Origin of the sequence: Allocoprobacillus halotolerans, from assembly GCF_024399475.1 — a bacterium.
GTDB lineage: Bacteria > Bacillota_I > Bacilli_A > Erysipelotrichales > Coprobacillaceae > Allocoprobacillus > Allocoprobacillus halotolerans.
In genome coordinates this window covers 599,332-624,105 of record NZ_CP101620.1, presented here as the reverse complement: position 1 = coordinate 624,105, position 24,774 = coordinate 599,332, and the positions used below count along the sequence as shown (strand labels likewise).

Annotated in this window: 34 protein-coding genes; 19 read left to right on the top strand and 15 right to left on the bottom strand. The window is 29.9% G+C overall.

The window, feature by feature from the left end; all coding sequences use genetic code 11:
* The first annotated feature begins 4 nt into the window (after positions 1-4).
* Positions 5-1,930 (top strand): BglG family transcription antiterminator, encoded by a 1,926-nt coding sequence (locus NMU03_RS03885; RefSeq protein ID WP_290141378.1) that lies wholly within the window; start codon positions 5-7, stop codon positions 1,928-1,930.
* 244 nt (positions 1,931-2,174) lie between these two features.
* Here the strand turns inward: NMU03_RS03885 and tnpC are convergent, their stop codons facing one another.
* From tnpC to tnpB, 3 genes are all read right to left on the bottom strand, one after another.
* A complete protein-coding gene (tnpC, locus tag NMU03_RS03880) occupies positions 2,175-3,503 on the bottom strand; it encodes an IS66 family transposase (RefSeq protein ID WP_290141377.1) in 1,329 nt (442 codons plus the stop codon).
* On the bottom strand, positions 3,500-3,757 hold the full coding sequence (locus tag NMU03_RS03875; RefSeq protein ID WP_290141376.1) for a hypothetical protein: 258 nt from the start codon (positions 3,755-3,757) through the stop codon (positions 3,500-3,502). The genes tnpC and NMU03_RS03875 overlap by 4 nt, the downstream gene beginning before the upstream one ends.
* 66 nt (positions 3,758-3,823) lie before the next feature.
* Positions 3,824-4,069, bottom strand: a complete 246-nt coding sequence (tnpB, locus tag NMU03_RS03870; RefSeq protein ID WP_290141375.1) for an IS66 family insertion sequence element accessory protein TnpB — start codon at positions 4,067-4,069, stop codon at positions 3,824-3,826.
* Between the two features lie 77 nt (positions 4,070-4,146).
* Between tnpB and NMU03_RS03865 the strand changes: the two genes are divergently transcribed.
* Together NMU03_RS03865 and NMU03_RS17550 are read left to right on the top strand one after the other, a co-directional pair.
* Complete coding sequence (locus NMU03_RS03865) at positions 4,147-4,437, top strand: hypothetical protein (RefSeq protein ID WP_290141374.1); 291 nt, start codon at positions 4,147-4,149, stop codon at positions 4,435-4,437.
* Positions 4,438-4,591: 154 nt separating this feature from the next.
* Positions 4,592-4,759 carry an IS3 family transposase gene (locus NMU03_RS17550; protein ID WP_353956680.1) on the top strand — a complete coding sequence of 56 codons (168 nt, stop codon included), beginning with the start codon at positions 4,592-4,594 and terminating at the stop codon, positions 4,757-4,759.
* On the opposite strand, the gene NMU03_RS03860 is transcribed toward NMU03_RS17550, so the two are convergent.
* From NMU03_RS03860 to NMU03_RS03845, 4 genes are all read right to left on the bottom strand, one after another.
* Positions 4,702-4,914, bottom strand: a complete 213-nt coding sequence (locus tag NMU03_RS03860; RefSeq protein ID WP_290141373.1) for a pyridoxamine 5'-phosphate oxidase family protein — start codon at positions 4,912-4,914, stop codon at positions 4,702-4,704. The two genes, NMU03_RS17550 and NMU03_RS03860, sit on opposite strands and share 58 nt — an antisense overlap.
* Before the next feature lie 39 nt (positions 4,915-4,953).
* Positions 4,954-5,406 carry a dUTP diphosphatase gene (locus tag NMU03_RS03855; RefSeq protein ID WP_290141372.1) on the bottom strand — a complete coding sequence of 151 codons (453 nt, stop codon included), beginning with the start codon at positions 5,404-5,406 and terminating at the stop codon, positions 4,954-4,956.
* 55 nt (positions 5,407-5,461) lie between these two features.
* Entirely contained in the window at positions 5,462-6,022 is a 561-nt protein-coding gene (locus tag NMU03_RS03850) for a manganese efflux pump MntP (protein ID WP_290141371.1), read from the bottom strand.
* A gap of 125 nt (positions 6,023-6,147) precedes the next feature.
* On the bottom strand, positions 6,148-6,744 hold the full coding sequence (locus tag NMU03_RS03845) for a YigZ family protein (RefSeq protein ID WP_290141370.1): 597 nt from the start codon (positions 6,742-6,744) through the stop codon (positions 6,148-6,150).
* A 103-nt stretch (positions 6,745-6,847) separates the two neighbouring features.
* On the opposite strand from NMU03_RS03845, the gene NMU03_RS03840 reads away from it, so the two are divergent.
* The 7 genes from NMU03_RS03840 to NMU03_RS03810 all read left to right on the top strand — a co-directional run bounded on the left by NMU03_RS03840 (position 6,848) and on the right by NMU03_RS03810 (position 10,056).
* Entirely contained in the window at positions 6,848-7,711 is an 864-nt protein-coding gene (locus NMU03_RS03840) for a DegV family protein (RefSeq protein ID WP_290141369.1), read from the top strand.
* A gap of 11 nt (positions 7,712-7,722) precedes the next feature.
* The gene (locus tag NMU03_RS03835) at positions 7,723-7,995 is read left to right on the top strand and encodes a hypothetical protein (protein ID WP_290141368.1); all 273 of its coding nucleotides are present in this window, start codon (positions 7,723-7,725) and stop codon (positions 7,993-7,995) included.
* 120 nt (positions 7,996-8,115) lie between these two features.
* Complete coding sequence (locus NMU03_RS03830) at positions 8,116-8,487, top strand: GntR family transcriptional regulator (protein WP_290141367.1); 372 nt, start codon at positions 8,116-8,118, stop codon at positions 8,485-8,487.
* The gene (locus NMU03_RS03825; RefSeq protein ID WP_290141366.1) at positions 8,480-8,950 is read left to right on the top strand and encodes an ATP-binding cassette domain-containing protein; all 471 of its coding nucleotides are present in this window, start codon (positions 8,480-8,482) and stop codon (positions 8,948-8,950) included. Before NMU03_RS03830 ends, NMU03_RS03825 begins: the two co-directional genes overlap by 8 nt.
* Positions 8,951-9,059: 109 nt before the next feature.
* A complete protein-coding gene (locus tag NMU03_RS03820) occupies positions 9,060-9,194 on the top strand; it encodes a hypothetical protein (protein WP_290141365.1) in 135 nt (44 codons plus the stop codon).
* 23 nt (positions 9,195-9,217) lie between these two features.
* Positions 9,218-9,343, top strand: a complete 126-nt coding sequence (locus tag NMU03_RS03815; RefSeq protein WP_290141364.1) for a hypothetical protein — start codon at positions 9,218-9,220, stop codon at positions 9,341-9,343.
* Positions 9,340-10,056 (top strand): hypothetical protein, encoded by a 717-nt coding sequence (locus tag NMU03_RS03810; protein ID WP_290141363.1) that lies wholly within the window; start codon positions 9,340-9,342, stop codon positions 10,054-10,056. Before NMU03_RS03815 ends, NMU03_RS03810 begins: the two co-directional genes overlap by 4 nt.
* 208 nt (positions 10,057-10,264) lie before the next feature.
* On the opposite strand, the gene NMU03_RS03805 is transcribed toward NMU03_RS03810, so the two are convergent.
* On the bottom strand, positions 10,265-11,944 hold the full coding sequence (locus tag NMU03_RS03805) for an IS1634 family transposase (RefSeq protein ID WP_290138466.1): 1,680 nt from the start codon (positions 11,942-11,944) through the stop codon (positions 10,265-10,267).
* Between the two features lie 317 nt (positions 11,945-12,261).
* Between NMU03_RS03805 and NMU03_RS03800 the strand changes: the two genes are divergently transcribed.
* The 9 genes from NMU03_RS03800 to NMU03_RS03760 all read left to right on the top strand — a co-directional run bounded on the left by NMU03_RS03800 (position 12,262) and on the right by NMU03_RS03760 (position 18,411).
* Complete coding sequence (locus NMU03_RS03800; protein WP_290141362.1) at positions 12,262-12,864, top strand: hypothetical protein; 603 nt, start codon at positions 12,262-12,264, stop codon at positions 12,862-12,864.
* 9 nt (positions 12,865-12,873) lie between these two features.
* Complete coding sequence (locus NMU03_RS03795; RefSeq protein ID WP_290141361.1) at positions 12,874-13,869, top strand: helix-turn-helix transcriptional regulator; 996 nt, start codon at positions 12,874-12,876, stop codon at positions 13,867-13,869.
* Between the two features lie 18 nt (positions 13,870-13,887).
* Positions 13,888-14,565: a response regulator transcription factor gene (locus tag NMU03_RS03790; protein ID WP_290141360.1), complete on the top strand. Its 678-nt coding sequence runs from the start codon at positions 13,888-13,890 to the stop codon at positions 14,563-14,565.
* A 113-nt stretch (positions 14,566-14,678) separates the two neighbouring features.
* Complete coding sequence (locus NMU03_RS03785; RefSeq protein WP_290141359.1) at positions 14,679-15,182, top strand: ATP-binding protein; 504 nt, start codon at positions 14,679-14,681, stop codon at positions 15,180-15,182.
* The gene (locus NMU03_RS03780) at positions 15,155-15,541 is read left to right on the top strand and encodes an ATP-binding protein (RefSeq protein ID WP_353956679.1); all 387 of its coding nucleotides are present in this window, start codon (positions 15,155-15,157) and stop codon (positions 15,539-15,541) included. The genes NMU03_RS03785 and NMU03_RS03780 overlap by 28 nt, the downstream gene beginning before the upstream one ends.
* Before the next feature lie 102 nt (positions 15,542-15,643).
* Positions 15,644-16,402 carry an ABC transporter ATP-binding protein gene (locus NMU03_RS03775; protein ID WP_290141358.1) on the top strand — a complete coding sequence of 253 codons (759 nt, stop codon included), beginning with the start codon at positions 15,644-15,646 and terminating at the stop codon, positions 16,400-16,402.
* Between the two features lies 1 nt (position 16,403).
* Positions 16,404-16,694 carry a hypothetical protein gene (locus tag NMU03_RS03770; protein WP_290141357.1) on the top strand — a complete coding sequence of 97 codons (291 nt, stop codon included), beginning with the start codon at positions 16,404-16,406 and terminating at the stop codon, positions 16,692-16,694.
* Entirely contained in the window at positions 16,673-17,167 is a 495-nt protein-coding gene (locus tag NMU03_RS03765; RefSeq protein ID WP_290141356.1) for an FtsX-like permease family protein, read from the top strand. Before NMU03_RS03770 ends, NMU03_RS03765 begins: the two co-directional genes overlap by 22 nt.
* Complete coding sequence (locus NMU03_RS03760) at positions 17,113-18,411, top strand: ABC transporter permease (RefSeq protein ID WP_290141355.1); 1,299 nt, start codon at positions 17,113-17,115, stop codon at positions 18,409-18,411. The genes NMU03_RS03765 and NMU03_RS03760 overlap by 55 nt, the downstream gene beginning before the upstream one ends.
* Positions 18,412-18,502: 91 nt before the next feature.
* Here the strand turns inward: NMU03_RS03760 and NMU03_RS03755 are convergent, their stop codons facing one another.
* The 7 genes from NMU03_RS03755 to NMU03_RS03725 form a co-directional block, all read right to left on the bottom strand.
* Positions 18,503-18,925 (bottom strand): DUF2871 domain-containing protein, encoded by a 423-nt coding sequence (locus tag NMU03_RS03755; RefSeq protein WP_290141354.1) that lies wholly within the window; start codon positions 18,923-18,925, stop codon positions 18,503-18,505.
* Between the two features lie 149 nt (positions 18,926-19,074).
* Entirely contained in the window at positions 19,075-19,323 is a 249-nt protein-coding gene (locus tag NMU03_RS03750; protein WP_290141353.1) for a hypothetical protein, read from the bottom strand.
* Positions 19,324-19,406: 83 nt separating this feature from the next.
* On the bottom strand, positions 19,407-20,513 hold the full coding sequence (locus tag NMU03_RS03745) for a hypothetical protein (RefSeq protein ID WP_290141352.1): 1,107 nt from the start codon (positions 20,511-20,513) through the stop codon (positions 19,407-19,409).
* Positions 20,500-21,060 (bottom strand): RNA polymerase sigma factor, encoded by a 561-nt coding sequence (locus tag NMU03_RS03740; protein ID WP_290141351.1) that lies wholly within the window; start codon positions 21,058-21,060, stop codon positions 20,500-20,502. The genes NMU03_RS03745 and NMU03_RS03740 overlap by 14 nt, the downstream gene beginning before the upstream one ends.
* Before the next feature lie 131 nt (positions 21,061-21,191).
* A complete protein-coding gene (locus tag NMU03_RS03735) occupies positions 21,192-22,226 on the bottom strand; it encodes an aspartate-semialdehyde dehydrogenase (protein WP_290141350.1) in 1,035 nt (344 codons plus the stop codon).
* 12 nt (positions 22,227-22,238) lie between these two features.
* Positions 22,239-23,468 carry an aspartate kinase gene (locus NMU03_RS03730; protein WP_290141349.1) on the bottom strand — a complete coding sequence of 410 codons (1,230 nt, stop codon included), beginning with the start codon at positions 23,466-23,468 and terminating at the stop codon, positions 22,239-22,241.
* A 4-nt stretch (positions 23,469-23,472) separates the two neighbouring features.
* Positions 23,473-24,627, bottom strand: coding sequence for a homoserine dehydrogenase (locus tag NMU03_RS03725; RefSeq protein WP_290141348.1), 1,155 nt, complete (start codon positions 24,625-24,627; stop codon positions 23,473-23,475).
* Positions 24,628-24,774 lie beyond the last annotated feature (147 nt).

The window sequence follows — 24,774 nt, the reverse complement described above, 5'->3', positions numbered from 1 at the left end:
TAAAGTGGATAGACAATTTATTGATAACCTAATAAAAATCCTTGAGCAAGAGAATAATTATATTTCTGGAGAAGTACTATCTCGTAAGATGCAAGTAAGTTCTAGAACAATAAGAAATAAGATCAAAGAATCTCAGGATATTTTACAGAGTAAAGGTTTAGAAATATTTAGTAAAACAGGTAAAGGGTATAAGCTTAAAATTAATGATCGTATTCAGTATCAGGAATTTAAATCTGAACTTTATAATCAACAAAACAAAATGTTTTCTCCACAAGAAAGAGTGCAATATATTTTAGAAAAACTATTATTGTCAAATGATTATATAAAAAGTGCTGATTTAGAGGATGTACTATATGTTTCTAAATATACTTTATCTCAGGATATTAAGGAAATCAAAAATAAATTGTCTATCTTTAATCTTTGTTTACAAAACAAGCCTTATTATGGTATTAAAATTATTGGGAATGAAATGAATAAACGTTCTTGTTTGGTTTATTACTTTGAACAAAAACAAATTAAAAATGCTAAGGTTAAAGATCTGTTTATTAAAGATATGCAGATTATTGAAGAAAGGGTAAAAGAAATACTTAATAAATATGAATTTCAATTAACAGATATTGGTTTTCATAATCTTATTATTCATATATTTTTAGGAATTTATAGAAATCCAAATAATTTAACTCCTTATGAGTTAGATATAGATAGAAAACAAATTGAATATCAAATAGCAAATGAAATAGTCCAATCTATTAATAAAAGTTTTATGATAATCCTCCCAAAGATAGAAACAGATTACATAACAATTCATTTGTTAGGTAAAAAATTATTAACACCGGAATCACATTATAGCATAATTCCAGAAACACAAGATATTTTGAATGATATTATTCATGCAATAAAGGAAAGTTATCAATATGATTTTAGTGATGATATAGACTTATACACATTATTACTTTTACATTTGCAACCAATGTTTCATAGAATCAAATATGGTATGGTGGTAAGTAATCCATTATTAGATGATATTATTAGTCATAACCAAAAAGCATTTGAAATTGCAATACTAGCAAGAGAAGTTATAGAAGAAAAAACGGGATATAGTGTAAGTGTTCAGGAAACAGGATATTTAGCACTTCACTTTGCATTAGCTATTGAAAGATATAATGAACCAATACAAAAGAAAAATATTCTTATTGTATGTGCCTCAGGTAGAGGAACATCGCAAATTGTATTAAGGCAAATAAAATCACAATTTTATAATAAAATAAATAATATTCAATCAATTGATACAACAAATTTGCATACATTAAGTTTGGATGAATATGATTTGATTATATCGACAGTTCCATTAAATATTGAAACAAAAACAAAAGTTATTTACATACAATATTTTATGAATAAGAAAGATTTAAATATAATTTCTGATGCTTTTCAAGAATTAGATAAAAAAGAAGATATTATATTTGATTATTTTAATGAAAAAGCATTTTTTACAAATGTTGATGCTGAAAATAAAGAAGATGCATTATTTAAAATTTTAAATCTACTAAAAGAATCATTTGATATTCCTGATAATCTTTATGAACAAATCATTCAGAGAGAGAATATATATTCAACTGAATATGGGGAAAAGTGTGCATTACCACATCCCATTATCCCTTGTTTTTTTAGAAATTTAATCGTAGTAACAATTTTAAAAAAACCTATTATATGGAATAAAAGAAAAGTTAAGTATATATTTTTATTGTTGTTTAAAAAAAATAATGAAGATTCTGATATTTTTAATGATATGCTTACAGTATTGATTCAAAATGGAAATATTTTATCGAAATTAGAAAATAGTCTTGATTTTAAAACATTTATTTCATTTGTAAAAGACATAGGAAAAGCAACTCCAAGTAAAAATAAAGAAGATATTTTTGATTATTAAAAAAATAACAGAGTAAGATTTATTTAATTAAAGTGAACCCAATTTGTTGGATACTAATTTAAACTTGTTTTTAAACAGTTAATAAGGATTGACTTTTATATTGTACAGGGGTTAGTCCTTTTAATTATGTTAAATTCTTTCGTAAGCGTCAAATAATAAAGCCCTATAAATAATGCTGAAGAAACACTATAATAGGACTGTAATTATTTATTGGATTTCATTTAACGACTAAAAGATCGTATTTCTACGATTTTTTAGTCAGATATATGTTTTCTGGTAATGATTTTGACCATGGCATGATCTTTTCTAGTTCCTTGTCATCATTAATATCTATTTCAGTTAATGCTGTTAAAAGATATTCAAAATAATCATATGGCTTGAGATTATTAAGTTTTGCTGTTTCAAGGAGCGAATAGATTGCTGCACTTGCTTCTGCTCCTTTAACTGTGTTTGAAAACAGCCAGTTGCGACGACCTACGCAGAATGGACGAGTTGAATTTTCTGCTCGATTGTTGGATATTTCAATACGGCCTTCTTCAAGATACAATCTTAAGTTTTCTTCCTGGTTGATGCTGTATGTTAAGGCTTGGCTGAGTTTGGTCTTTTCAACTGCTACTTTTGCACATTCCTTGACATCCTTGAAGAAATCATCAATGATTGGCTTTGCTTCTTTTTGTCTTGTGTCTTTGATCTCTTCATAGCTTTTGCCTTTTAATTTCTTTTCAAGCGTAAAAAGCTTATTGATCTTATGAAGAAGTCTGTAACTTGCAGTACCTTTTAGATCTGTATCAGATGGTGCACCATCAAGTGCTTCTAAATACTTTCGACGACAATGTGCCCAGCATCCCATGTGTCTGATATCATCAAGTTTGTCATAGACCTGATATCCATCTGTCTGAAGTATATTATGATATCCTTCAAGATGTTTCTTGGCATGTTCATGACCTCTTGTGTTTTCATAAATGAAATGAACAATTTGCTTGTCTTCACTTCGTCCTGTCTTGTATACCCACATATAGGATTTTGTTGTTGGTTTCTGGTCTGGAACATTCAAAACCTGATTTGTTGTTTCATCCGCATGCAGATATTCACTTTGAAGAAGTGTCTTATGCATATAATCAGTCATTCTTTTGAAATATTCATCATGAAGCTTGATCATCCAATTGGCCATTGTCTGTCTTGATAGTTTCAATCCAATCTGATTGAACATCACTTCCTGTCTGTATAAAGGCAATGCCTTATTGAATTTATTATCAATAATATATGATAAAAGTGATGGTGATGCAAAACTCTTATAGATAACGGAAGCTTTCATATCTGCCTTGAATATTTTTGATTTTAATGAATCTTCCTCACATCTGTCACAGGTATAGACATATTGAACATGCTCAATAACTTCATATTTTGCAGGATAATAGACAAGTTCTTTTCTGATGTTTTCACCAATCTTTCTTAATGGTTCACCACAGTCAGGACAGTTCTTGTTTTCTAGATCATAAATCTTTGTTACAGCGGGTAATGATGAAATATCAATGCCACGTTTATTGTTTTTCTTTTTTCGTTTATATGTCACTTCTTCAAGTTTTGGTTCTGCTTTGATTGGAGTTGATTCAATTTCAATTTCATCAAAAAGAGAAATCTGGTCAGGAAGAACAGTTTTTTCTGATGATGAACCAAAAGCTTCTTCTGCTGAAGTCTGATCTGCTGACTGTACCAGTTTAACTGTTCACTTAAAACATTGATCTCGTTATCCTGTCTTTTGATTCTTTCTTCAAGCATATTGATTTTTTTGATTAGTTCTTCCTGACTTAGATTTCTCAGATTCATTGTATAATTCACTCCATATCTTAATAATTCAACGAATAGTATTGTACCATATTTCAATATGAATTATTAGATGAGAAGCTGTTTTTCTTTGAATTTTTCTTCAAATTCAAGGCCTTCCAGAAGCCAGTTGAGCTGAGTGGAAGTTATTTCTCTTGTATTGGAATCATCATGTTCTTCAATCTTGAACCTGCCATGTTCAAGTCTTTTGATAAACAGCCAGAAACCATTGGATTCATAATAGAGTATCTTGATCCTGTTTCTGGCTTTGTTTGTAAAGATAAACAAACTGATGGTAGAATAAAAACTGTACAAGGTAAATGACAGAGAAAATCATTGATGGTACAATGTCATATGAATTATAAAACAAACAGAATGAGAGGAAGAAACATATGGCAAAACATACTTATGATAAAGATTTTAGAGACGGAGTGATTCAGTACTGTTTAGATCATCCAGATGAATCATATGTAAGTGTATCAAAAAGATTTGGAATTCATGATACGACGATTGGTGGCTGGATGAAAAGTTACAAGAAAAATAATGATGAAGTGATTATAAGAGGAAGTGGAAATTATTCAAGTGATGAAGCTAAGGAAATAGCCAAATTAAGAAAAGAACTTAAAGATACAAAGGATGCATTAGAAATCCTAAAAAAGGCTATTGGCATACTGGGAAAATAAACCAAAAGGACATCTACGAAAGTGTTAAAGAATCAAAAAAGAAAGATTCAACAATTTCGATTTCCAGTGTGCTAAAACAGTTAGATGTCAGCAAATCAGGTTATTATGATTACATTAATAGAAAGCCAAGCTATACAAAACAAAGAAGAGAAAAATTACAAAGAAAGTTGAGGAAATTTATAGAAATTCTCATGAAATATATGGCTCACCAAAAATAACAGAGATGCTCAATCAAAATGGTGAAAAAGTCAGTCAAAGATACATTTATTCCATCATGAGAGAAAACAGCTGGAAGGCTAGATATGTAAAGCCATGGAAGTAGAAACAAACTTGTTCATCTTGCACATCAACACCAAAGTTTAAAGGTACAATATACGGATATTCTTCATCGAATAAGGCAACACGGCATGTATCACATTTGTTGATAATGTTCATAATTTCATGAAAATCTGTAATTTCACGATCTTTTCTTCTCATTTTCAATCTCCCTTTTACAAAAAATCCTCATCATGAGGATTAATCATTTTGATAATTATCAATAATTTCATCAATATCAATACCAAGTTTAAAACCTAGAGTAAAGTAATCATCAATTGTATTTTGATAGTCATCACTTCCATAGTGTGCTTGAACATTTAAAATAGATTGATAGATTTTAAAGAATAGAGAATAAATATCTTTGTTTTCAGGAATTTCAGTATAGTTTTTAATACTATCAATACGTAATTCATAACCAATCGACATCAACATCGTTAAACCCTCAAGATATGTTTCTAATAATTGTTGATGATTGACAGGTTCTTCCTTTTCCCAAAATAAATAACATCTTGATTCTTGTGCGACTTGTGATAAATCATGTAAAAAAGATAATATCTTTTGATTTAATCTGGTCGTATTTAAGACTTCATTTTTAGCAATTTGAATTTCTCTATTGACATAAACTTGGTAAAGTTTTGCAACATCGTTCATGTTTTTCTCACCTCTTATCTATTATCATACCTCAATATGAATAAAATTTGAATGATTAACCAAAAATATGAAGATGTTCTACTAAAATTTTAATGCCCATACATATTAAAATGATACCACCAGCCAGCTCGGCTTTTGATTTATATTTTGTTCCAAAGACATGACCGATTTTGACACCAATCATAGAAATGATAAAAGTTGTTATGGCAATAATACAAATGGCTGATACAATATGAACATCTAAAAAGGCAAAAGTGACACCAACAGCTAAAGCATCGATAGATGTAGCGATAGCCAAAGGAATCATTACCTTTGGTGAAAATTCTGTATGACAGCTTTCTTCATCTTCAAAAGATTCTTTAATCATGTTGATTCCAATCAAGGCTAATAAAATAAAAGCAATCCAATGATCAATACTTTCAATCTTACTTTTAAGTTGAACACCTAAAAGATAGCCTATTAAAGGCATGAAACCTTGAAAAAAACCAAAGTAACCACCACAAATCAATGCGTGTTTAAGTTGTAGTTTTCGGGTTGATAAACCTTTGCAGATACTCACTGCAAAAGCATCCATTGATAAACCTATACCAATGAAAAATATTTCTAAAAAACTCATATGCCCTCCTTGTAATAAAAAAGACAAGGCTGTAAATACAGACAAGTCTTATTTATTTTTATCATGACTTTTGTAACATGATTCCCTCATCACGTTTCAAATTATAACAACTTTATATATACGTGTCAAACATCTTTTCTCATGTAGTCAGTGCCAATTTTATGTGTTTTAAACTGATTGTTTGTTAGTTCTTGAATATGATTGAAAAAATCGGTTTGTTTGATATAACATTGATAAGTGACTTGTTCTTCATATTTAATATCTATACATTTTATGTGATGCATCTTTAATAAATGTTCAAATTTTCTCGTATATGTATAATCAATGATAATCTCATATAAATCAACGGGTTCTTTTTCTACGATATTGGCTTCTTTTAAAGCTTGAGCGACACTTTGACTATAAGCACGTGTTAAACCACCAGCACCAAGTTTAATACCACCAAAATATCTTGTCACAATCGCAATGATATTCGAAAGACCTTGCATTTTTAAGACATTCAACATTGGCATACCTGCAGTTCCAGATGGTTCTCCATCATCATAGGCACGTTCATAAGGACCAATGATATAAGCCACACAGTTATGGGTTGCTTGAGGATCACTATATTGTTCAATCAATGCTTTGGCTTGTTCTACTTGACTGCAAGGAATCAGATGACATACAAATTCTGATTTTTTAATGACTAAAGTATGGGTTGTGTATTCTTCTACGGAAATCATCTTATCACGCCCTTTCTTTCTTTTATTATATATGATTTCATTTTATTGTCAAAAGTGTTATAATGGTTAGAGAAAATTAACTTCTGGAAGCGAGGGATAAAAGATGGCACGAATAGCAATATTAGCTGATAGTGGTTGTCAAATAGAATTCAATCAATATGAAAATCAAGGTATTTATATTGTACCTTTATGTATTACAATGAAAAAACATACTTATTTAGATCAAAAAGAAATTACCAGTTTAGAAGTCTTTGAAACAATGGAAAAAGAAGACGTGATGGTTATGACTTCCCAACCGTCTACTGGTGAACTTGTCAATGTTTTACAGAAAATCAAAGATGATGGCTATGATGAAGTGATTGGATTACCGATTGCAACAGGTTTATCATCTACTTTAAATGGAATGAAAGTGGCAGCTGAAATGGTTGATATTCCTATCACTTTAGTAGATACCAAAGGAACGGCAGGAAATCAAAAATATTTGGTTTTCACTGCTGCTAAGTTTGTTCAAGAAGGAAAAAGTGTGAGTGAAATTCAACAGATTCTTGAAGAAATGGTTGAACAATCAGGAACCATTATTATGGCACCAAACTTAGAACATCTTAAAAAAGGTGGGCGTATTACACCAGCTGTGGCTTTACTTGCCAGTATGTTGAAGATTGTTCCAGTGATGGAATTAAATTATGAGCTAGGTGGAAAGATTGATATTTTAGGGAAAGTCAGAACTTTATCTAAAGCCAAAGCCAGCCTTGTTAATCGTATGATTGAACTAGGTGTGAATGCGAAAGAATACAAGATTACAGTTGAACATGTTTTATGTGAAAGTTCAGCAATGGATGTGAAACAAATGATTTTAGAGAAGATCGGTGATGTTGAATTAGAACTAAGAGAATTACCAGCTGTTGTAGGTGCTCATATGGGTGTTGGTGGCATTGGTGTTCAATATATTAAAAAATATGAAGGATAGGAGGATGAATCATGGCTTTGTTTGATGATTTAACAAAGAAAGCAGCGAAGTTTACTGAAGAAGCGATTGATAAAACACAGGAACTTGCAGGAACTGCGAAATTAAAGCTCAAGATTAAAAATCTGGAATCAGATCGTGATGAAGTTTATCGTGATTTAGGAAAATATTATTATAATCAAATTCATGAATCCAGTGTTATTGATGATGATGTCATGGAAATGTATCGTCATATTGGTGAGTATGATGAAAAGATTGAAGAATTAAAGAAATTATTAGATGAGTAAAGCTAGGGAAACTTAGCTTTTTTCTTTTGAAAAAGATTGACAAAGATAATCATAGAGGATATACTGATATTGTGAGGTAGTTAGTTAGTCAAGTAACAAACTATATAAGGGAGTGATGAAATGCATATCAACACAAATAGTGAAACACCAATTTTTATTCAAATAGCTCAACAAATTGAAGATTCTATATTTACTGGTGTTTTTGAAGAAGAAAGTAAAATTCCATCTACAAATGAAATGTCCATTCTTTTGAATATTAATCCACATACAGTTTTAAAAGGCATGAATATTTTAGTAGAAGAACATATTTTGTATAAGAAAAGGGGGTTAGGCATGTTTGTCAAAACAGGAGCAGTTCAACAAATTAAAGAGAAAAGACAGCATTTATTTTATAGTCAGTATATTGAAACAATGATTAATGAAGCGAAAAAATTAAATATGACTAAACAGGAGATTATGTCATTAATAGAAAGAGGGTATCAGGATGAATAGTATTGAAGTACGCCATATTACCAAAACATATCATGGACAAAAGGCAATAGACGATGTGTCTTTTGAGTTTAAAAGTGGAAAAATATATGGTTTATTAGGAAAAAATGGAGCTGGTAAATCAACTCTACTCAAGATTATTTATCAGTATATCTTTGCTGATGAGGGGGAAGTACTAATTGATGGACAGTCTGCAAACAATAATGAACAAATGCAAGAAAAAGTCTATTATATGAGTGAAATGAATCTTTATCCAACAGGATTAAAGGTAAAAGATATTTTGAAATGGACAGATCGTTTTTATCAAAAATTTGATATCGATAAAGCGATTCGACTTGCCAATTTATTTGGCTTAGATACAACGAAAAAATTAATCAATTATCCACAGGATACAAAACAATCTTTAAATGTATTATTGCTTTATCATTGGATATTCCTTACATTATTTTTGATGAACCGGTTTTAGGATTGGATGCGACGCATCGTGAACTTTTTATCAAGAAGTTTTAAAATCTTATGAAGAAAGTGAAAAGACAATCATTATTGCCACACATTTAATCGAAGAAGTATCGCATTTGATTGAAGAAGTAGTGATTATTGATGAAGGACGTATTGTCTTAGCTGATAGTGTTGATCATTTCATTCAACGTGGTTATAGTATTGCAGGAAAAAAGAAACTGTTGATGCTTATTGTCAAAATGAAAATGTGATAGATGTCGATGAATTAGGAGGCATGAAGATTGCTTATGTCTTAGGTCAAGTGCAACCGCAAAAGCTTAATGATCAATTAACTGTATCGCATTTAAATTTACAGAAATTATTTGTGAAACTTACAAGTCATAAGGAGGAACAATCATGAAGTTAAAAACATTAATTCAATATCAGTGTTGGACAACACTGAAATCAATTTGTATCTATTTTGCGATTATGTATAGTATTGTTTTGATTGCTTATATATTAAATTATGTGGTTGGAGATCCATCTCATTTTGGTTTTCGTAGTGTAGAATTTTCAACTTGTATTTATTTAGGAATTAGTGGGGGACTAAGTTTTTCAGAAGATTTTAAAATGGCATTACAAAATGGGTTTACAAGACGTTATGCCTTTATAGCAACTTTAGGTATGTTTGTCTTTTTAAGTATTGTGATGGGATTCATTGATACCATGGTTGCCTGGCTTATCTGTTATTTTGTGCCATCATATGATTCCTTATTTATGATGATTTATGGTCATTCTTATTCCATCTTTCTTCAATGGCTATGGCTTGTTTTGATGTATTTTATGGTCGCTATGTTTATTTACATGATTGTTATTATTTATAATCGTATTGGTAAAAAAATCTTTATTCCTATTTCCTTAGCACTTGGATTAATCTTGGTTTTAATTGTTCCAATGTTAGTCACATATGTTTTTCCAACATCATTTCTTTATGATTGTTTACAAGTCATTTCCCATCTTTTTGGGATAACGAAACAAGGTATTATGTTGTTGAATCCATTCTTGTTTTATCTTGTTGTTAGTGCATGTTTTTCATTGATTGCTTATACATTAGTCTACAAATCACAAATATAAGTTATGGTCTAAGATCATAGCTTTTTCTTTAAAAATATAAAAAAGTATTTTAACACCGTTTTTTCGGTGTTAAAATAGGTATAAAGTCATCTTCAAAATCATAAAATGGGTATAATGATAATACCTGACTTTGGTATCCAACATTAAAATATAGTGAGACTTTCATTGAAAAACAGTAGTAATCTTTTAAGTGATTGCTACTGCTTTTTTATATTTTGTACCTGAATATTTGTTTTACTTGCCTTTCTGTCAAGTAATAATTTGTTAACGGTAATTTTGTCATTTGCTCAAAGTCTTTTATGAACTTGCTTGATGTTGTTACGTTGATATATTTACTTTCTCCCTTGACTATCTTAAAACTTTTTACAAATTTCATAATTTCCTGTGTACTATATTTATTGTTCAAGATTTTGAATTGGAATATTCTTTCCAATAATACTGCCAGGTAACATATCAAAAAATGTCCCTTTATACTGTTTTCTTTTTGAAGGAATACTGGTCTGGCATCCAAATCGGATTTCATTATTCTAAATGATTCTTCTATCCTCCATAAATTGTGATAGGTATTGTAGATGTCTGTTGACTTCATATTTGTTTCTGATGTGATCAATAAATTATAACCTGCCAGTTCAAGTTCTTTTTCTATGATGTCTTCATTGATTGTTGCCTTTGCTTTTTCTCCATTTTCATTAGTGAAATTAACGTATTTTCCTAGATCTCCATATTCGGCTCTTTTTGCCTGACTGTAACATAGGCTTCTTGCCTTTTCAACCTGTTTGCTGATTTCATATCTTTTTTTAGATGCAAGCTTTGGATTATAAGTCACTACTCGTTTCTCAGTAAAATATATAGTCTTCTTTTTCCCATCAATTTCTATATGATAAGGAAATTTGTCAATGCATGACTTATATCTGTATAATAATGTACCATTATCATTTTTTATTTCTTTCCAGTCTTCATTATTCAACAATACCCATATCTTTTCTTTTTCAGGGAGAGTCTTGACAGATTTGGAGAATAAATAGCCATCTCCATTTTCTTTAGAAAAAGCAATGTTTTGAGTGCAGTTCAATCCCTTGTCAGCTACATGTATAGTTTTTCCTGAAATTTGGTTTTTCTTTTTAAGATCATGAATCACATCTCTTAAGACTGGCTTTTCACTTTCATTACCAGGAAACAGCTTCATGCCAATAGGGATTTGATTGGCATCGAGCAATAGCCCCAAACTCACAATAGGGTCTTTTCTGTTTTCTTTTGATGGCCCCTTTCTTCTAAAATCATCTTCCTTGTCGATTTCAAAATAGAAATTGGTACAATCAAAATAAGTCTTTGAAGTATTGATATGATAGACTTTCTTCATCTGCTCATTAAAAATCTCGATGAACTTGCCGTAATCATTGCCCATGAAGGCAAGACCGTCTAAAAGTTGGTCATAAGAAAAATGGACAGGATCCTTCAGCTGGGGAAGAACCTCGTGAAAAGTCTTATGCTTACTGCAGGGATTCACAAGTCGGGCAAAAACAAGAGAGGAAAGCAATTCATACAGATCGAATTCAAAGGAATTGGAAATATTGAAATAGTCAACAAACTTTTTGATGTTCATTTTATTCAATAAAGAAACAAAAGGAAAATATCCTAAATAAAGTTCAGGAGATGATTCAGAAATTTTGAGAGCCTGACTGTTAGAAATTTCATCATTAAGAGCATCGACTTCTTTTTGGAAATGAGCGATAGGATCCTCGATTCCTTTGGCTTTCCAAGATTCGACAGAAGCGAGAGATTTAAAGGTGCGATGAGCTCCGCAGCGTTTTTGAGGGGAATAGTAACTTTCCACGATAGAAAGATAAGTACGCCCATTACGATGAGTTTTTTTAAGAAAATAAGCCATAAATAACCTCCATAATAGATATCACTAGTATCACTATATAAATTATAACATAAAAAATAAATAAAAAAAAGATAAAAAACAAAAAAAGCCGATAAAATCGGCGTAATATGATATTTGATGAAAAAGGATTACTAAAAAATATAGTGAGAACTCCTAAAGACGGGAATCACAAATATAAGTTATGGTCTAAGATCATAGCTTTTTCTTTAAAAATATAAAAAAGTATTTTAACACCGTTTTTTCGGTGTTAAAATAGGTATAAAGTCATCTTCAAAATCATAAAATGGGTATAATGATAATACAAGGAGATGACATATATGAAAAATAACTATCAAAGTCCAAAAATGATAACATTCGCAAAAAAGAAAAAATACGTTTTGAATCTTATTCAAGATCAACACACTTTAGAATTATTAGCGGAGTGTTTGAATGAAAAACAATGGCAACAATGTTTTTCAAATCCAAAGATCTATCAACAGATTTTTATACTCGCTTTAAAACACTTATATCAGACACAAAACTTTGAGGAAATGGAATATGAATTAATGATGATGAACTGTTTATTTTCACATCAGGAATACATGCAATTAAAGGAACAAATCTTTCGTAAGATTGTTAAAAAAAGTATTGCTTTACAGGAATATTGTGTAATTCGCTATTTAATTCCTTTTGAAAGAATGAGTTTAATGGAAATCATGTCTATTTTATATCATCAATATCACGTTGAGGCTTTAGAATGTGCGAAGATGTGTTTACTAGAAGATCAATATCATTTAGCTTATCAATATTTGTTAAAATTAGAAAGTTGTGAAGATGAAATTGTGTTAGATTTACTAGGCAGTTATAGTATGAAAGACTACCTATCTTTAATGCGACATTATACGAAACAAAGCAGTTATCAGTTGGTTATGAGTCATTAGGAGTGTATTATGGGAAAAAGAATGTTTTATGTTTTAAAGATTATCTTATCTTCGTCCAAACAAGCCATTATGGCAAGTGAAATACAGATATTGCTGGAAAAAGAAGGCATCAAAGTTGATATTAAAACAGTGCGTACCTGTATTCAACAAATTAATGATTTCTTTTATGAATGGTTACAACGTGATTTGATTATCACATATCATCGTAAAGGCTATCAAATAGATGAAGATATTTTTGATGATGGACAGTTACAGTTTTTATTAGACCAACTGGCTTTTCATCAAGATTTAAATCAGGAAGATCAACAAAAACTCCAACATAAATTATTGTTTTTATCTTCTTTTCACCAACAACAACGCTTGATTTTCTTTGAATCCAGTCAACGTCAACATTCTTTTCTCTCTTTTGTAAATTTATCCGTCATTATGAAAGCTATTGAACATCAAAAAGCTATCACTTTTGAATATATTGATTATGATATTCAAAAAGATCAATTAGTAGAAGTGGCATCACAAAGAGGAAATAAAGAAAAACAATATATTGTTTCACCTTATTCATTCACTTCTCAAAACAATCATTATTATATGATTGCTTATAATGAAAAACATCTTGGACAATTAACGAACTATCGTATTGATCGTATGCGTAAAATACAGACCCTAAATAACGGATACATAGATATTCGTGAACAGTTTGATATTCAAAATGAAATAGAAAAAATGATGAATATGTTTATATCACATCATCATGATACATTAGTGATTGAATGTGATTATAAACAGTTAAGAGAAATGGTTTCACGTTTTGGTCAACAGATGAAAGTGCAACGTTTATATCAGGATAGACTTTTATTAACAATTGAAGATGTATCTATTTCCGAGGGGTTGATTGGCTGGATCATGATGATGCAAACACAAATCAAAGTCATTTCACCCAAATATTTGCAAGATGAAATGAAAGCCCGTATAAAAGCTATGCACAACCTTTATCAAGATGTGCTATAATACAAGCAGGTGATGAAAATGCAAAAAATTATGATTGTTGAAGATGATGAAGTCATTGCTTCATCTTTACAGAAACATTTAGAAACATGGAATTACAAAGTACATGTGATTGATGATTTTGAACATGTCTTAGAAAAATATCTAGATTTGCAACCAGAACTTGTATTATTAGATATTTCTTTGCCATTTTATAACGGTTATCACTGGTGTGAACAGATACGTAAAGTATCATCCGTACCGATTATTTTCATTTCTTCTGCCAGTGAAAATATGAATATTGTCATGGCAATTTCAATGGGCGGGGATGATTTTATAACCAAGCCTTTTGATTTTTCTGTTTTAACAGCTAAGATTCAGGCTTTATTACGTCGTACTTATTCATTTTCTAAATCTATACAAGTTTTAACTTATAAAGCACTGGTTTTAAATATTTTAGATGCAACGATTTCATATCATGAACAAACGATTGATCTTACAAAAAATGAATTAAAGATTTTACAAATCTTATTTGAAAAATCAGAAACATTTGTATCACGTGATGATTTAATGATGGCATTATGGCAAAGTAATGAATTTATTGATGATAATACTTTAAGTGTGAATATGAATAGATTAAGGAAAAAACTAGATGATTTTCATATTGAACATTTGATACAAACTAAAAAAGGATTAGGTTATAAATTATCTTATGAATAAATTATTGCATTATTTCTATGATAAAAAAGCTTTTTATATTCTTTCTTTATCTTTTATCTTCATATTTTATATGATTTTATATTTATATCACGCTTTAATTGCTGCGATTCAATATGCCACAATTTTATGTCTTGTTTTACTGGTTGTTTATTTTTTGTATTGATTATATATTATATTATCGTAAAACACGTCGTTTAGAACATCTACCCCAATTGAATGATATCTTTGTTTTAGATTTACCCCACAGTTCTTTATATATTGAAAAACAGTACCAACAATTACTTTATCAAATCAATGAATTATTGAAAGAAACGAAAGAATTTCATGAAAATAATAATCAGGAAATGTTGGATTATTTTACAATGTGGGTTCATCAAATTAAAACACCGATATTTGCTTTGCGTCTATTAATCAATTCACAAAATGCTTCTACTCATGAGATGCTTTTACAAGTTTTAAAGATTGAACAATATGTGGATATGGCTTTGCATTATATGAAATTAGGACAGATTTCATCAGATTTACGTATTCAATATTATGATTTAAATGATATTGTTCAAGATGTTTTAAAAAACAAGCCACTTTCTTTATTCAAAAGAAGTTATCTTTACAACTAGATGAGATTGATTTAAAAGTTTTAACAGATGAAAAATGGTTATCTTTTGTCTTGGAACAGCTTTTATCCAATGCTTTAAAATATACTAAAAAGGGTGGTATTCATATTTATGTTAAAGATGAAGTGCTGTATATTGAAGATAGTGGGATTGGAATCAAGGAAGAAGATTTACCAAGAATCTTTGAAAAAGGATTTACAGGATATAATGGTAGAATGGATAAAAAAGCCAGTGGTTTAGGACTTTATCTTTGTGCGAGAATTTTAAAGTATTTAGGACACCCGATTCATATGTCATCTAAACAGGGGATTGGCACAACAGTGATGATTGATTTTCATGTTCAAGATTTACAAGTTGAATAAATCTTACAGAATTGTAAGTTCATAAAGGGAAATTGTAAGATAAATCAATGGTACATATTTCTCTTTTTCTATAAACTATAAGTGTAAAAAGGAGGTATGACAATGTCATTACTAGAAGTTAAAAATTTAAAGAAAATTTATACAACACGTTTTTCAAACCAACAGGTTCAAGCTTTATCCAATGTCACTTTTAGTGTAGAAGAAGGTGAATATGTAGCGATTATGGGTGAATCAGGAAGTGGGAAAACAACTTTATTGAATATACTGGCTTCATTGGATCAACCAACCAGTGGTCAAGTTTTATTAAATGGAAAGGATATTACGCATTTAAAAGAAAAAGAAATTTCAGAATTTAGAAGAAAGAATTTGGGATTTGTTTTTCAGGATTTTAATTTATTAGATACTTTTTCAGTCAAAGACAATATCTTTTTACCACTTGTTTTATCTAAAGAACCTTATCCAGTGATGAAACAAAAAATCAAAGCTTTAGCTCCAAAACTTGGCATCGAAAATCTATTAGAAAAATATCCTTATGAAATTTCAGGTGGACAAAAACAAAGAGTTGCCGTTGCTAGAGCATTAATTACTCATCCTCAAATCGTCCTAGCTGATGAACCAACAGGAGCCCTTGATTCTAAATCAACTGATCAATTATTGGAAATCTTTGATGCTGTGAATCAAGAAGGACAAACAATTTTAATGGTTACACATAGTACCAAAGCGGCAAGCTATGCATCACGTGTTTTATTTATTAGAGATGGTGAAGTCTTCCATCAAATTTATAAAGGAAATCAAACGAATCAACAGATGTATCAAAGTATTTCAGATACTTTAACATTACTTGCGACAGGAGGGAAATAAGATGAAATCTTTCTTTTATCCTCGTCTTGCATTAACAAACTTAAAGAAAAATTCTAAACTTTATTTTCCTTATTTAATTACAAGTTCTTTTACTGTCATGATGTTTTATTTGATTAATTATCTTTCATCACATCAAGGAATAGATGCAATGGCTACGGGTTCAACAACGATGCATGTGATTTTGAATTTAGGAAAGATTGTTATTGTGATTTTTGCTGTGATTTTCTTGTTTTATATGAATAGTTTTTTGATGAAACGTCGAAAAAAGAATTGGCTTTATATAACATTTTAGGATTAGAAAAGAAACATATTATGATTATGATGTTATATGAAACAATAGTGACAACATTTGTTTCATTAGTGATGGGATTTGTATTTGGCATTATTTTTAGTCAGTTAGCATCATTACTATTAATTCATTTAATGGGATTATCTTCGAACATTACTTTTCATATTTCATGGTCTTCTTTCCTTTTAACTATCATTGTATTTTTACCCATTTATCTTATTTCTTATTTAATTCATGTGATTCAGATTCAATTATCAAATCCAGTAGAATTATTAAGAGGAGCACAAAGTGGTGAAAAAGAGCCAAAAACCAAATGGTTATTAACTATTATTGGTTTGCTTTCTTTAGGAGTAGGATATTATATTGCTTTGACTATTGATGATCCTATGACGGCAGTTGCATTATTTTTGGAGCAGTTATATTGGTTATTATTGGAACCTATTGTTTATTTACTGCTGGTTCAATTACAATTTTAAAATTCTTAAAAAAGAATAAACGTTTTTATTATCAAACAAAACATTTTACTTCTGTTGCACAACTGATTTATCGTATGAAACAAAATGCAGTTGGTTTAGCAAGTATTTGTATTTTATGTACATGTATATTAGTCATGTTATCGAGTACAGTTTCTTTATATTTTGGAATTGAAGATACGATTACTTCTTATCAACAAGATAGCTATTATTTAAAAGTCTATGGTTATGAAGATGAAACATTACCTACTCAAAAAGAGTTTCAGTCTTTATATACCAATATGCAAAATCAATTACAAAAAAATGATATTGGAATAAAAAGCTTTATTCATACGCAAAGATATGGAGTCAGTGTACGTTTCCAAGATAACAAGCGCATTATCACCGATGAAGATTCAAATGATTTTATTGTGGGATATTTATTTGGAATCACTGAAGATGAATATAATCGTGCTTATCATCAAAATGTGCATTTAAAAGATAATGAAGTTTTGGTAACAAGTAATTTCTTCCAGTTTGGAAAAACTTTAGATATGGATCAAAAACAATATCAGATTAAAGAAGTCATTCATCAACCATATCTATTAACAAATGAAAATCCTACGGCTGAAAGAAATCTAATTGTGATTATGAAAGATGAAGAAACGATACAAGAAATGATGTCAATCTTCTTTGGTGATACCATTAAACCAACAGAAAGTCTTTCCATTGTCTATAATGATCAGTCAAAGGAAAAAGAAGCACAGGATATTCTTGATAAATGTTTAGAACAATTTTATACAGGCTTATCAAGCCAACACGGAGATTTATCATTTTATGCATCATCACAATATACAGTTCGTTTAATGTTGATGGAATTATATGGCAGCTTATTCTTTTTAGGAATATTCTTAGGCATCTTATTCTTAATGGCAACAATTTTAATTATGTATTATAAACAATTATCTGAAGGATATGAGGATCAAAAACGTTTTGAAATCATGCAGAAGGTCGGAATGAGTGCTAAAGAAGTGAAACAGACGATTCGTTCTCAAGTCTTAATTTTCTTCTTTTTGCCATTGGTTGTTTCAGTCATTCATATGGCTTTTGCATTCAATATGATTACAATGATGTTTAGTTTCCTTGTCACAGCAGGTATCAATCTTTTCATTGTTTGTACAATGATTTCAGTTGTTATTGTTGCTATTGTCTATGCTGTGGTTTATGCTTTTACATCAAGAACTTATTATCGTATAGTAAAATATTAGAAATGATAGAGAAATCTGAGTTATTCAGGTTTCTATTTGATGAAAGATATTTCTATATATAAAAAGCTATAATGAAGTAATCATTATAGCTTTAGTCATGATTGACTATACTTTTTTTAATAATAACAAAGAAATAAACAAGACTTACTGTTAATAAAATATGAGAAATACCTGCAATTCCTGAAATAGAGGCATCAACTGCAGATGATAAAGGTGTTCCTAAAACTTCCATAGTTCCTCTTACTAACAACATTATAGTAAATAAGATAACTGAAATGTTATATAAAATATAGAACTTATTCAAACCTTTATAATCTAAAATTTGAGGGAAATTCTTGATAAAAAGAGTCAAGATAAGAAAAAATATAACGCCTAATATAAAGAAATGAGTATGAACTATACCAAGTGCTGTTTGTCCGCTAAAGGCATTAAACTTTGTAAATTCTCTGTAAAAGACACCTGCCACTAAAGCAAGTATTAAGTACATAAAAGAAGTATTTATCATTTTTTTCATAATGTTTCTCCAATCCTGCTATTTTATAGCATATAATATTTATTTGCTATACTACATTTTATGTTATGAATTGTCAACAAAGATGCTTTTTTTCTGTTTTATTGTATAAAAAGAACAGTCCATAACTATCCTATGTTTCAAATATATGTCTATTCATTGAGATTAAATAGTGGATAAACATTGATTACGTTTCTTTTTTCGATATATGGCAAATGAGCCTGAATAACCTGACTTGGAAATTTAGAAATCGTCATTTGGTCTTGAGTAATATCATTGAGAATTCTATTTATAGATTCTGATGTATATGGAAGCAACAACATAATTGGTGGTATTAAAAATTGAAAGTCAATCATGTCAGGGAAATGATTGACCATTACCTGTTTTTCATATTCATCCATCAGATATTATGGTTCAATTTAATGCACCAAAAAGATTAGTTATTGATAATTTTTCAGAGGTTACAGATAAAGTTACTGAAAACTTATTCAATAGCACTACCATTTGTATCTAATGTTTTTATTTTATTCCAATCGTTTTTAATATTTGTTGTGACAACAACTTCAATACAATTTTTATCTTCAGCTAATGAAGATGAGATAATAAATGAAAATTTATTGTTTTGCATTTTTATGCTAATTTGATGTTGTAAATTTGCTAAGTATTCATAAGAATAGTTAGCTTTTTTAAATATTGTCTGACTTTCTGCAATATTGAATATCTGACATATTTCTTTTCTGTTTTGAGCGTTATCATCAACCAACAATACGATGTTGTTTCCATTATGATCAATATATTTTCCAGCATAATAAAATGGATAATCAGTTTCACTGATTTCTGATGGTTCTTCATTGACATGCGTATCTTGATCTTCAATTGTCCGATTTGTATTTGATGAATGATTTATAACAGAAATTAATAAATCTACAAGTTGATTTTCTGTGATTCCCGTTGTTTCAATATCAAAATACATATCTTTGTATTCAAAAGTGACAATATACATATCTTCCCATTGCGATATAATCAATTTAACATCACCTATCTTTGATGTTTTTGTGGTATCTTGAATATGATAATCTCTGATTGGTGATTCTATTTTTGAAAATGCTATTCTTATTTGATTGACATCATCTTTTGTATAATTCAATACATAATCATGTAATATATTGTAATCAGATGCGGTTGTATTTTTTCTTGTATACAAGATATAACTGTTTTCAAGTTGATAATCTTCAGGTATTGATAAATCTTGTACAAATGGAAATTCTTTTTGTATTTGATCTGTTTCTACGATTTGAACATCAGCATCTAGTTTCCTCATTGACATATCTTTGATGACATTAATATTGAGGTCTATTGCTATATTTTCTTGTGAAAATTTGCTTGGCAGTGTGTTTTCATTATTTTGTGATGAATGTGTTATAAAAAGTATTCCTATGGCTAATACCAACACCATACATAGAGAGGATAGGGTATAAGTGATTTTTTTATTTTGTCTTGCTCTTCTATCAAAGTCTTTTTTAATGTTCGATATAGATATTTCTTCTTTGATATTTTCTCTTATTCTTTCTTTCAGTTCATGATTTTCCATAACCATAACCACCTTTTTCTAAATTTTTCTTTATTTTCTTTCTAATCCTATGTAACATAACTTTCACTTTACCAACATGACAATGATATTTTTTTGCAATCTCTTTTGTTGTTTTATTTTCATAATAAAACATAATAAATGCATCATATTCTTCTTTTTTTAGTGTCTTTAATGTGTTTTTGATAATGATATTTTGTTCATTTTCTGCAACTTGTTTTTCAAGATTGCTTGTTGCGATTAATTTTTCTTCATATTCAGATATGGAGAAATGTAACTTTGTTTTTCGATATTTATTTTTAATCATATTTTTTGCAATACCTGAAAGATAAGCTTTGATATTGACTGTTTCTAAAAGTGTTTCACTATTTTTCCATAAGGCAATAAAGACATCAGAAACAATTTCTTCAATATCTTCATCTGTTAAAACAAAACTCACTCCATTTTTCACAATGATATAGACATACCCATAATAATCATTGAAGAGTTTGTCCATATCTAATTTGTTATTTGATAGATAGTCTTTTAAAATTTCTTTTTTCAATTGCAATCTACCCCTCCATCTATTTAGGTTAACCTTCATTACCATAGTAACAATTTTTATCAAAAGGTTACAACTTTTTTATGATAGTAAAAAATGCAGGTATTTTCATACCTGCATTCATCATCATTTTAACTTGATTATAATAAACCTAACTCAATCATTTTTAAACCAATATCCACAGAGTTATAAGCAGCACCTTTCATTAACTGATCGGCAACAACCCATAAACTTAAGGCATGGTCATTATCTAAATCCTTTCTAACACGTCCTACATGAACAAGTTCATCACCAATGAAAAGAGTTGCCATTGGATAGACTTGATTTTCAATATCATCATATAATTCTACACCTGGAGAATTTGATAATAATTCAAAGACTTTATCTATATCAATTGGTTTCTTTGTTTCAATATAAACAGATTCACTATGACCTCTTAAGACTGGAACACGTACACATGTTGCATTGACTTTAATATCTTTGTTAAAGATTTTCTTTGTTTCATTAACCATTTTCATTTCTTCTTTTGTAAAATGATTATCTAAATCAAATTTATCAACTTGAGGAATACAGTTAAAGGCAATTGGAAAATGTTTTTTATCAGAAGCACAAGGAAGTGTCTTTGCTACGGGTTCTTTCCCATCTAAAACTTCTTGAGATTGACGATATAATTCCTCCATACCAGCTACACCTGCACCTGAAACAGCCTGATAAGTCGAAACAATAATTCTTTCAATATCAAAATATTCATCTAAACGATTTAAAGCACTGACCATTTGAATTGTTGTACAGTTTGGATTGGCGATAATTCCTTTATGATCTTTTAAGGCATAGCCATTAACTTCAGGAACAACCAATGGTACATCAGGGTCCATTCTAAAATGTGAAGTATTATCAATATTCACACAACCTGCCTTAACAGCATAAGGCATATATTTTTCTGAAATACTTCCTCCTGCACTCCAGAAAGCAACTTCAATCCCTTCAAAAGAATTTTCTGTTAATTCTTCTACTACAAATTCATGACCTTCATATTCAACTACTTTTCCTGCACTTCTTGCTGAAGCTAAAAGCTTAATGCTTTCAAAAGGAAAATGGAATTGAAAAATACATCTTAACATTTCTCTACCAACGGCACCAGTGGCACCCACAATCGCTACTTTATATGTTTTCATCTTTTTATCCTCCTAACCTAAGAACGCTTCATGTAATAACACTTGCGCACGTTTGACATCATCTCTATCAATATAACAAGAAATATTGATTTCACTACAAGAAGTCATTTCGACATTAATGTCATGACTCATTAAAGTATTATAAACTTTTTGGAACATACCTTTATTGTTTTTAATACCCACACCAATGACAGCCACTTTTCCAATATTTCCTCTGACAATTGTTTTCTTTGCCTGTAAAGTTTCCTTTAAATCATTAATGACTTCAACCACAGCAGGCACATCTTTATCATTGATAATTAAAGAAATATCCATTCTTCCACCACCAACTAAAGCCTGACTAAAAACATTGACATTGACATTCGCATTAGCAATCTTTTCAAAAAGTTCACCGGCTCCATTGACTTTCGCATCCACACCCACAAGCGTAATTCTCGCTTCGTTTTGGGAACCTGTAATACCAGATATAATAAATTGATTTAAGTGTTCTTTCATAATTTTTTCATCTCCTAAAACATATGTTCCCTTGCTTTCATCAAAAGAACTTCTTGCATGAATCACAATACCATGTTTCGCTGCGAGTTGTACACAACGATGATTTAAAACTTTCGCTCCATTTTTAGAAAGTTCCAGCATTTCCGAATAACTGATATAATTTAGTTTCATTGCATCAGGAACAATACGTGGATCTGCTGTATAAATACCGTTGACATCGCTATATATTTCAACTTCATTAGCATCAATCGCCACACCAATCGCAACCGCTGATAAATCACTACCTCCTCGACCTAAGGTTGTAATTTTACCATTTTGCGAATATCCCTGAAAACCAGGACAAATAACAATATCAGCTTTGTTTAATTTTTCTAAGATATGTTTCCCTTCAACCGTTGTAATGGTTGCATTTAAGTGATGGGAATCCGTTAATATACCAAGTTCAGCATTGGTTACGGTTTCTACGATATAGCCTTTATTTGCCAGTTCACTTTTGACCACAAGTGTAGAAATGGTTTCACCAATACTTGTTAAACGATCAATTTCTTCATCAGTTAATTGATTGGTATGAACAATGGATAAAAGGGTATCTGTCGCATAAGGATCATCATAACGTCCCATCGCACTTACAACAGCGACTACTTTATTGCCCTTATCATGTTCACGAATAATATTTTTATACATATGTTCACGTGTTTCAATACTACGTGTTGAGGTTCCACCAAATTTTTGAACAATAATTTTCATTCTCTTAACCCCTTACTTTCAATAAATTATAGGTTTCATCTTGAAGCTGTTGTTTTAAAACATCAAGCTCAATTGGATTTGTAATATAGATATGATCATGATCTTGAGAGTAATACATTTCATAATCAATATCTAAAGGATGATCACAACGAATATAATATTTAGAATATGTAATTGGATAAATGTTTTCTACATGGTTATATTGATGCTGCCACATCGTTGGTTGATGAGTTTTGATAATATCACTAACAACAGCACTGGCAGTGACATAACGTCCAGCACCTTTTCCATAGAAAATCACATTTTCTAAATAATTACAAGTGACTTCTACTACATTATATGCTTGATTAACATTGGCAACAATGTCTTTTATACCAATTAATGTAGGAGAAACATCAATACCATATCCTTGTTCTAATTTTTTCGCTTGCGCAATCAATTTAATGCGATAACCTAATTTTTTTGCATAATCTATATCTTTCTTTGTGACTTGACGAATACCAGTGCATTGAATCTTTTCAAAATCAAAGAAAATTTCAAAAGCATTCATCGCTAGAATACATATCTTATGAGCTGCATCAATACCATCTAAATCCAAGCTGGCATCTGCTTCGACATAACCTAAGCCATCTGCAATGGTTAAAGCTTCTTGAAAATCCAAATTATCTGTTTCCATTAAAGTTAAAATAAAGTTCGTTGTTCCATTTAAAATCCCTTCAATTTTTTCAATTTCATTAGCTACCAAATCTTCTTTTGCTGGTACAACGACTGGAATTCCTCCACCAACAGCGGCTTCATAATAGATTTTCACATGATGTTTAGCAGCTGTTTCAAAGATTTCCTGTCCATCATGGGCAATCAAAGCCTTATTGGCAGTTACCACATGTTTGCCTTTTTTCAAAGCTTCTAAAATAATCGTTTTAGCAATTGTTGTGCCACCAATTAATTCAACCACAACATCCACTTCATCATCATTTAATATATCATGGAAATCTTGGGTGTAGATAATGCTATCAGGCAATGTCACCTGATCTAAAGCACAACCATATTTAATAGTAACTTCTTCTTGTATTAATTTTTCTAATCTATCTTTTTGTTGTGTTAAAATTTCTACGACACCAAATCCAACGGTTCCTAAACCAATGACACCAATCTTCATACGATACCCCTCTCTAAATAAAAAATCTCATTTTTCATGAGATATAGTTTTCATAGACAAAACTGAAACATCTCCATATAGCATATTTGAATTGGATAGATAACTTTGGTAACGAAGATGTTCTTCTTTGTTATTGCATTGATAATA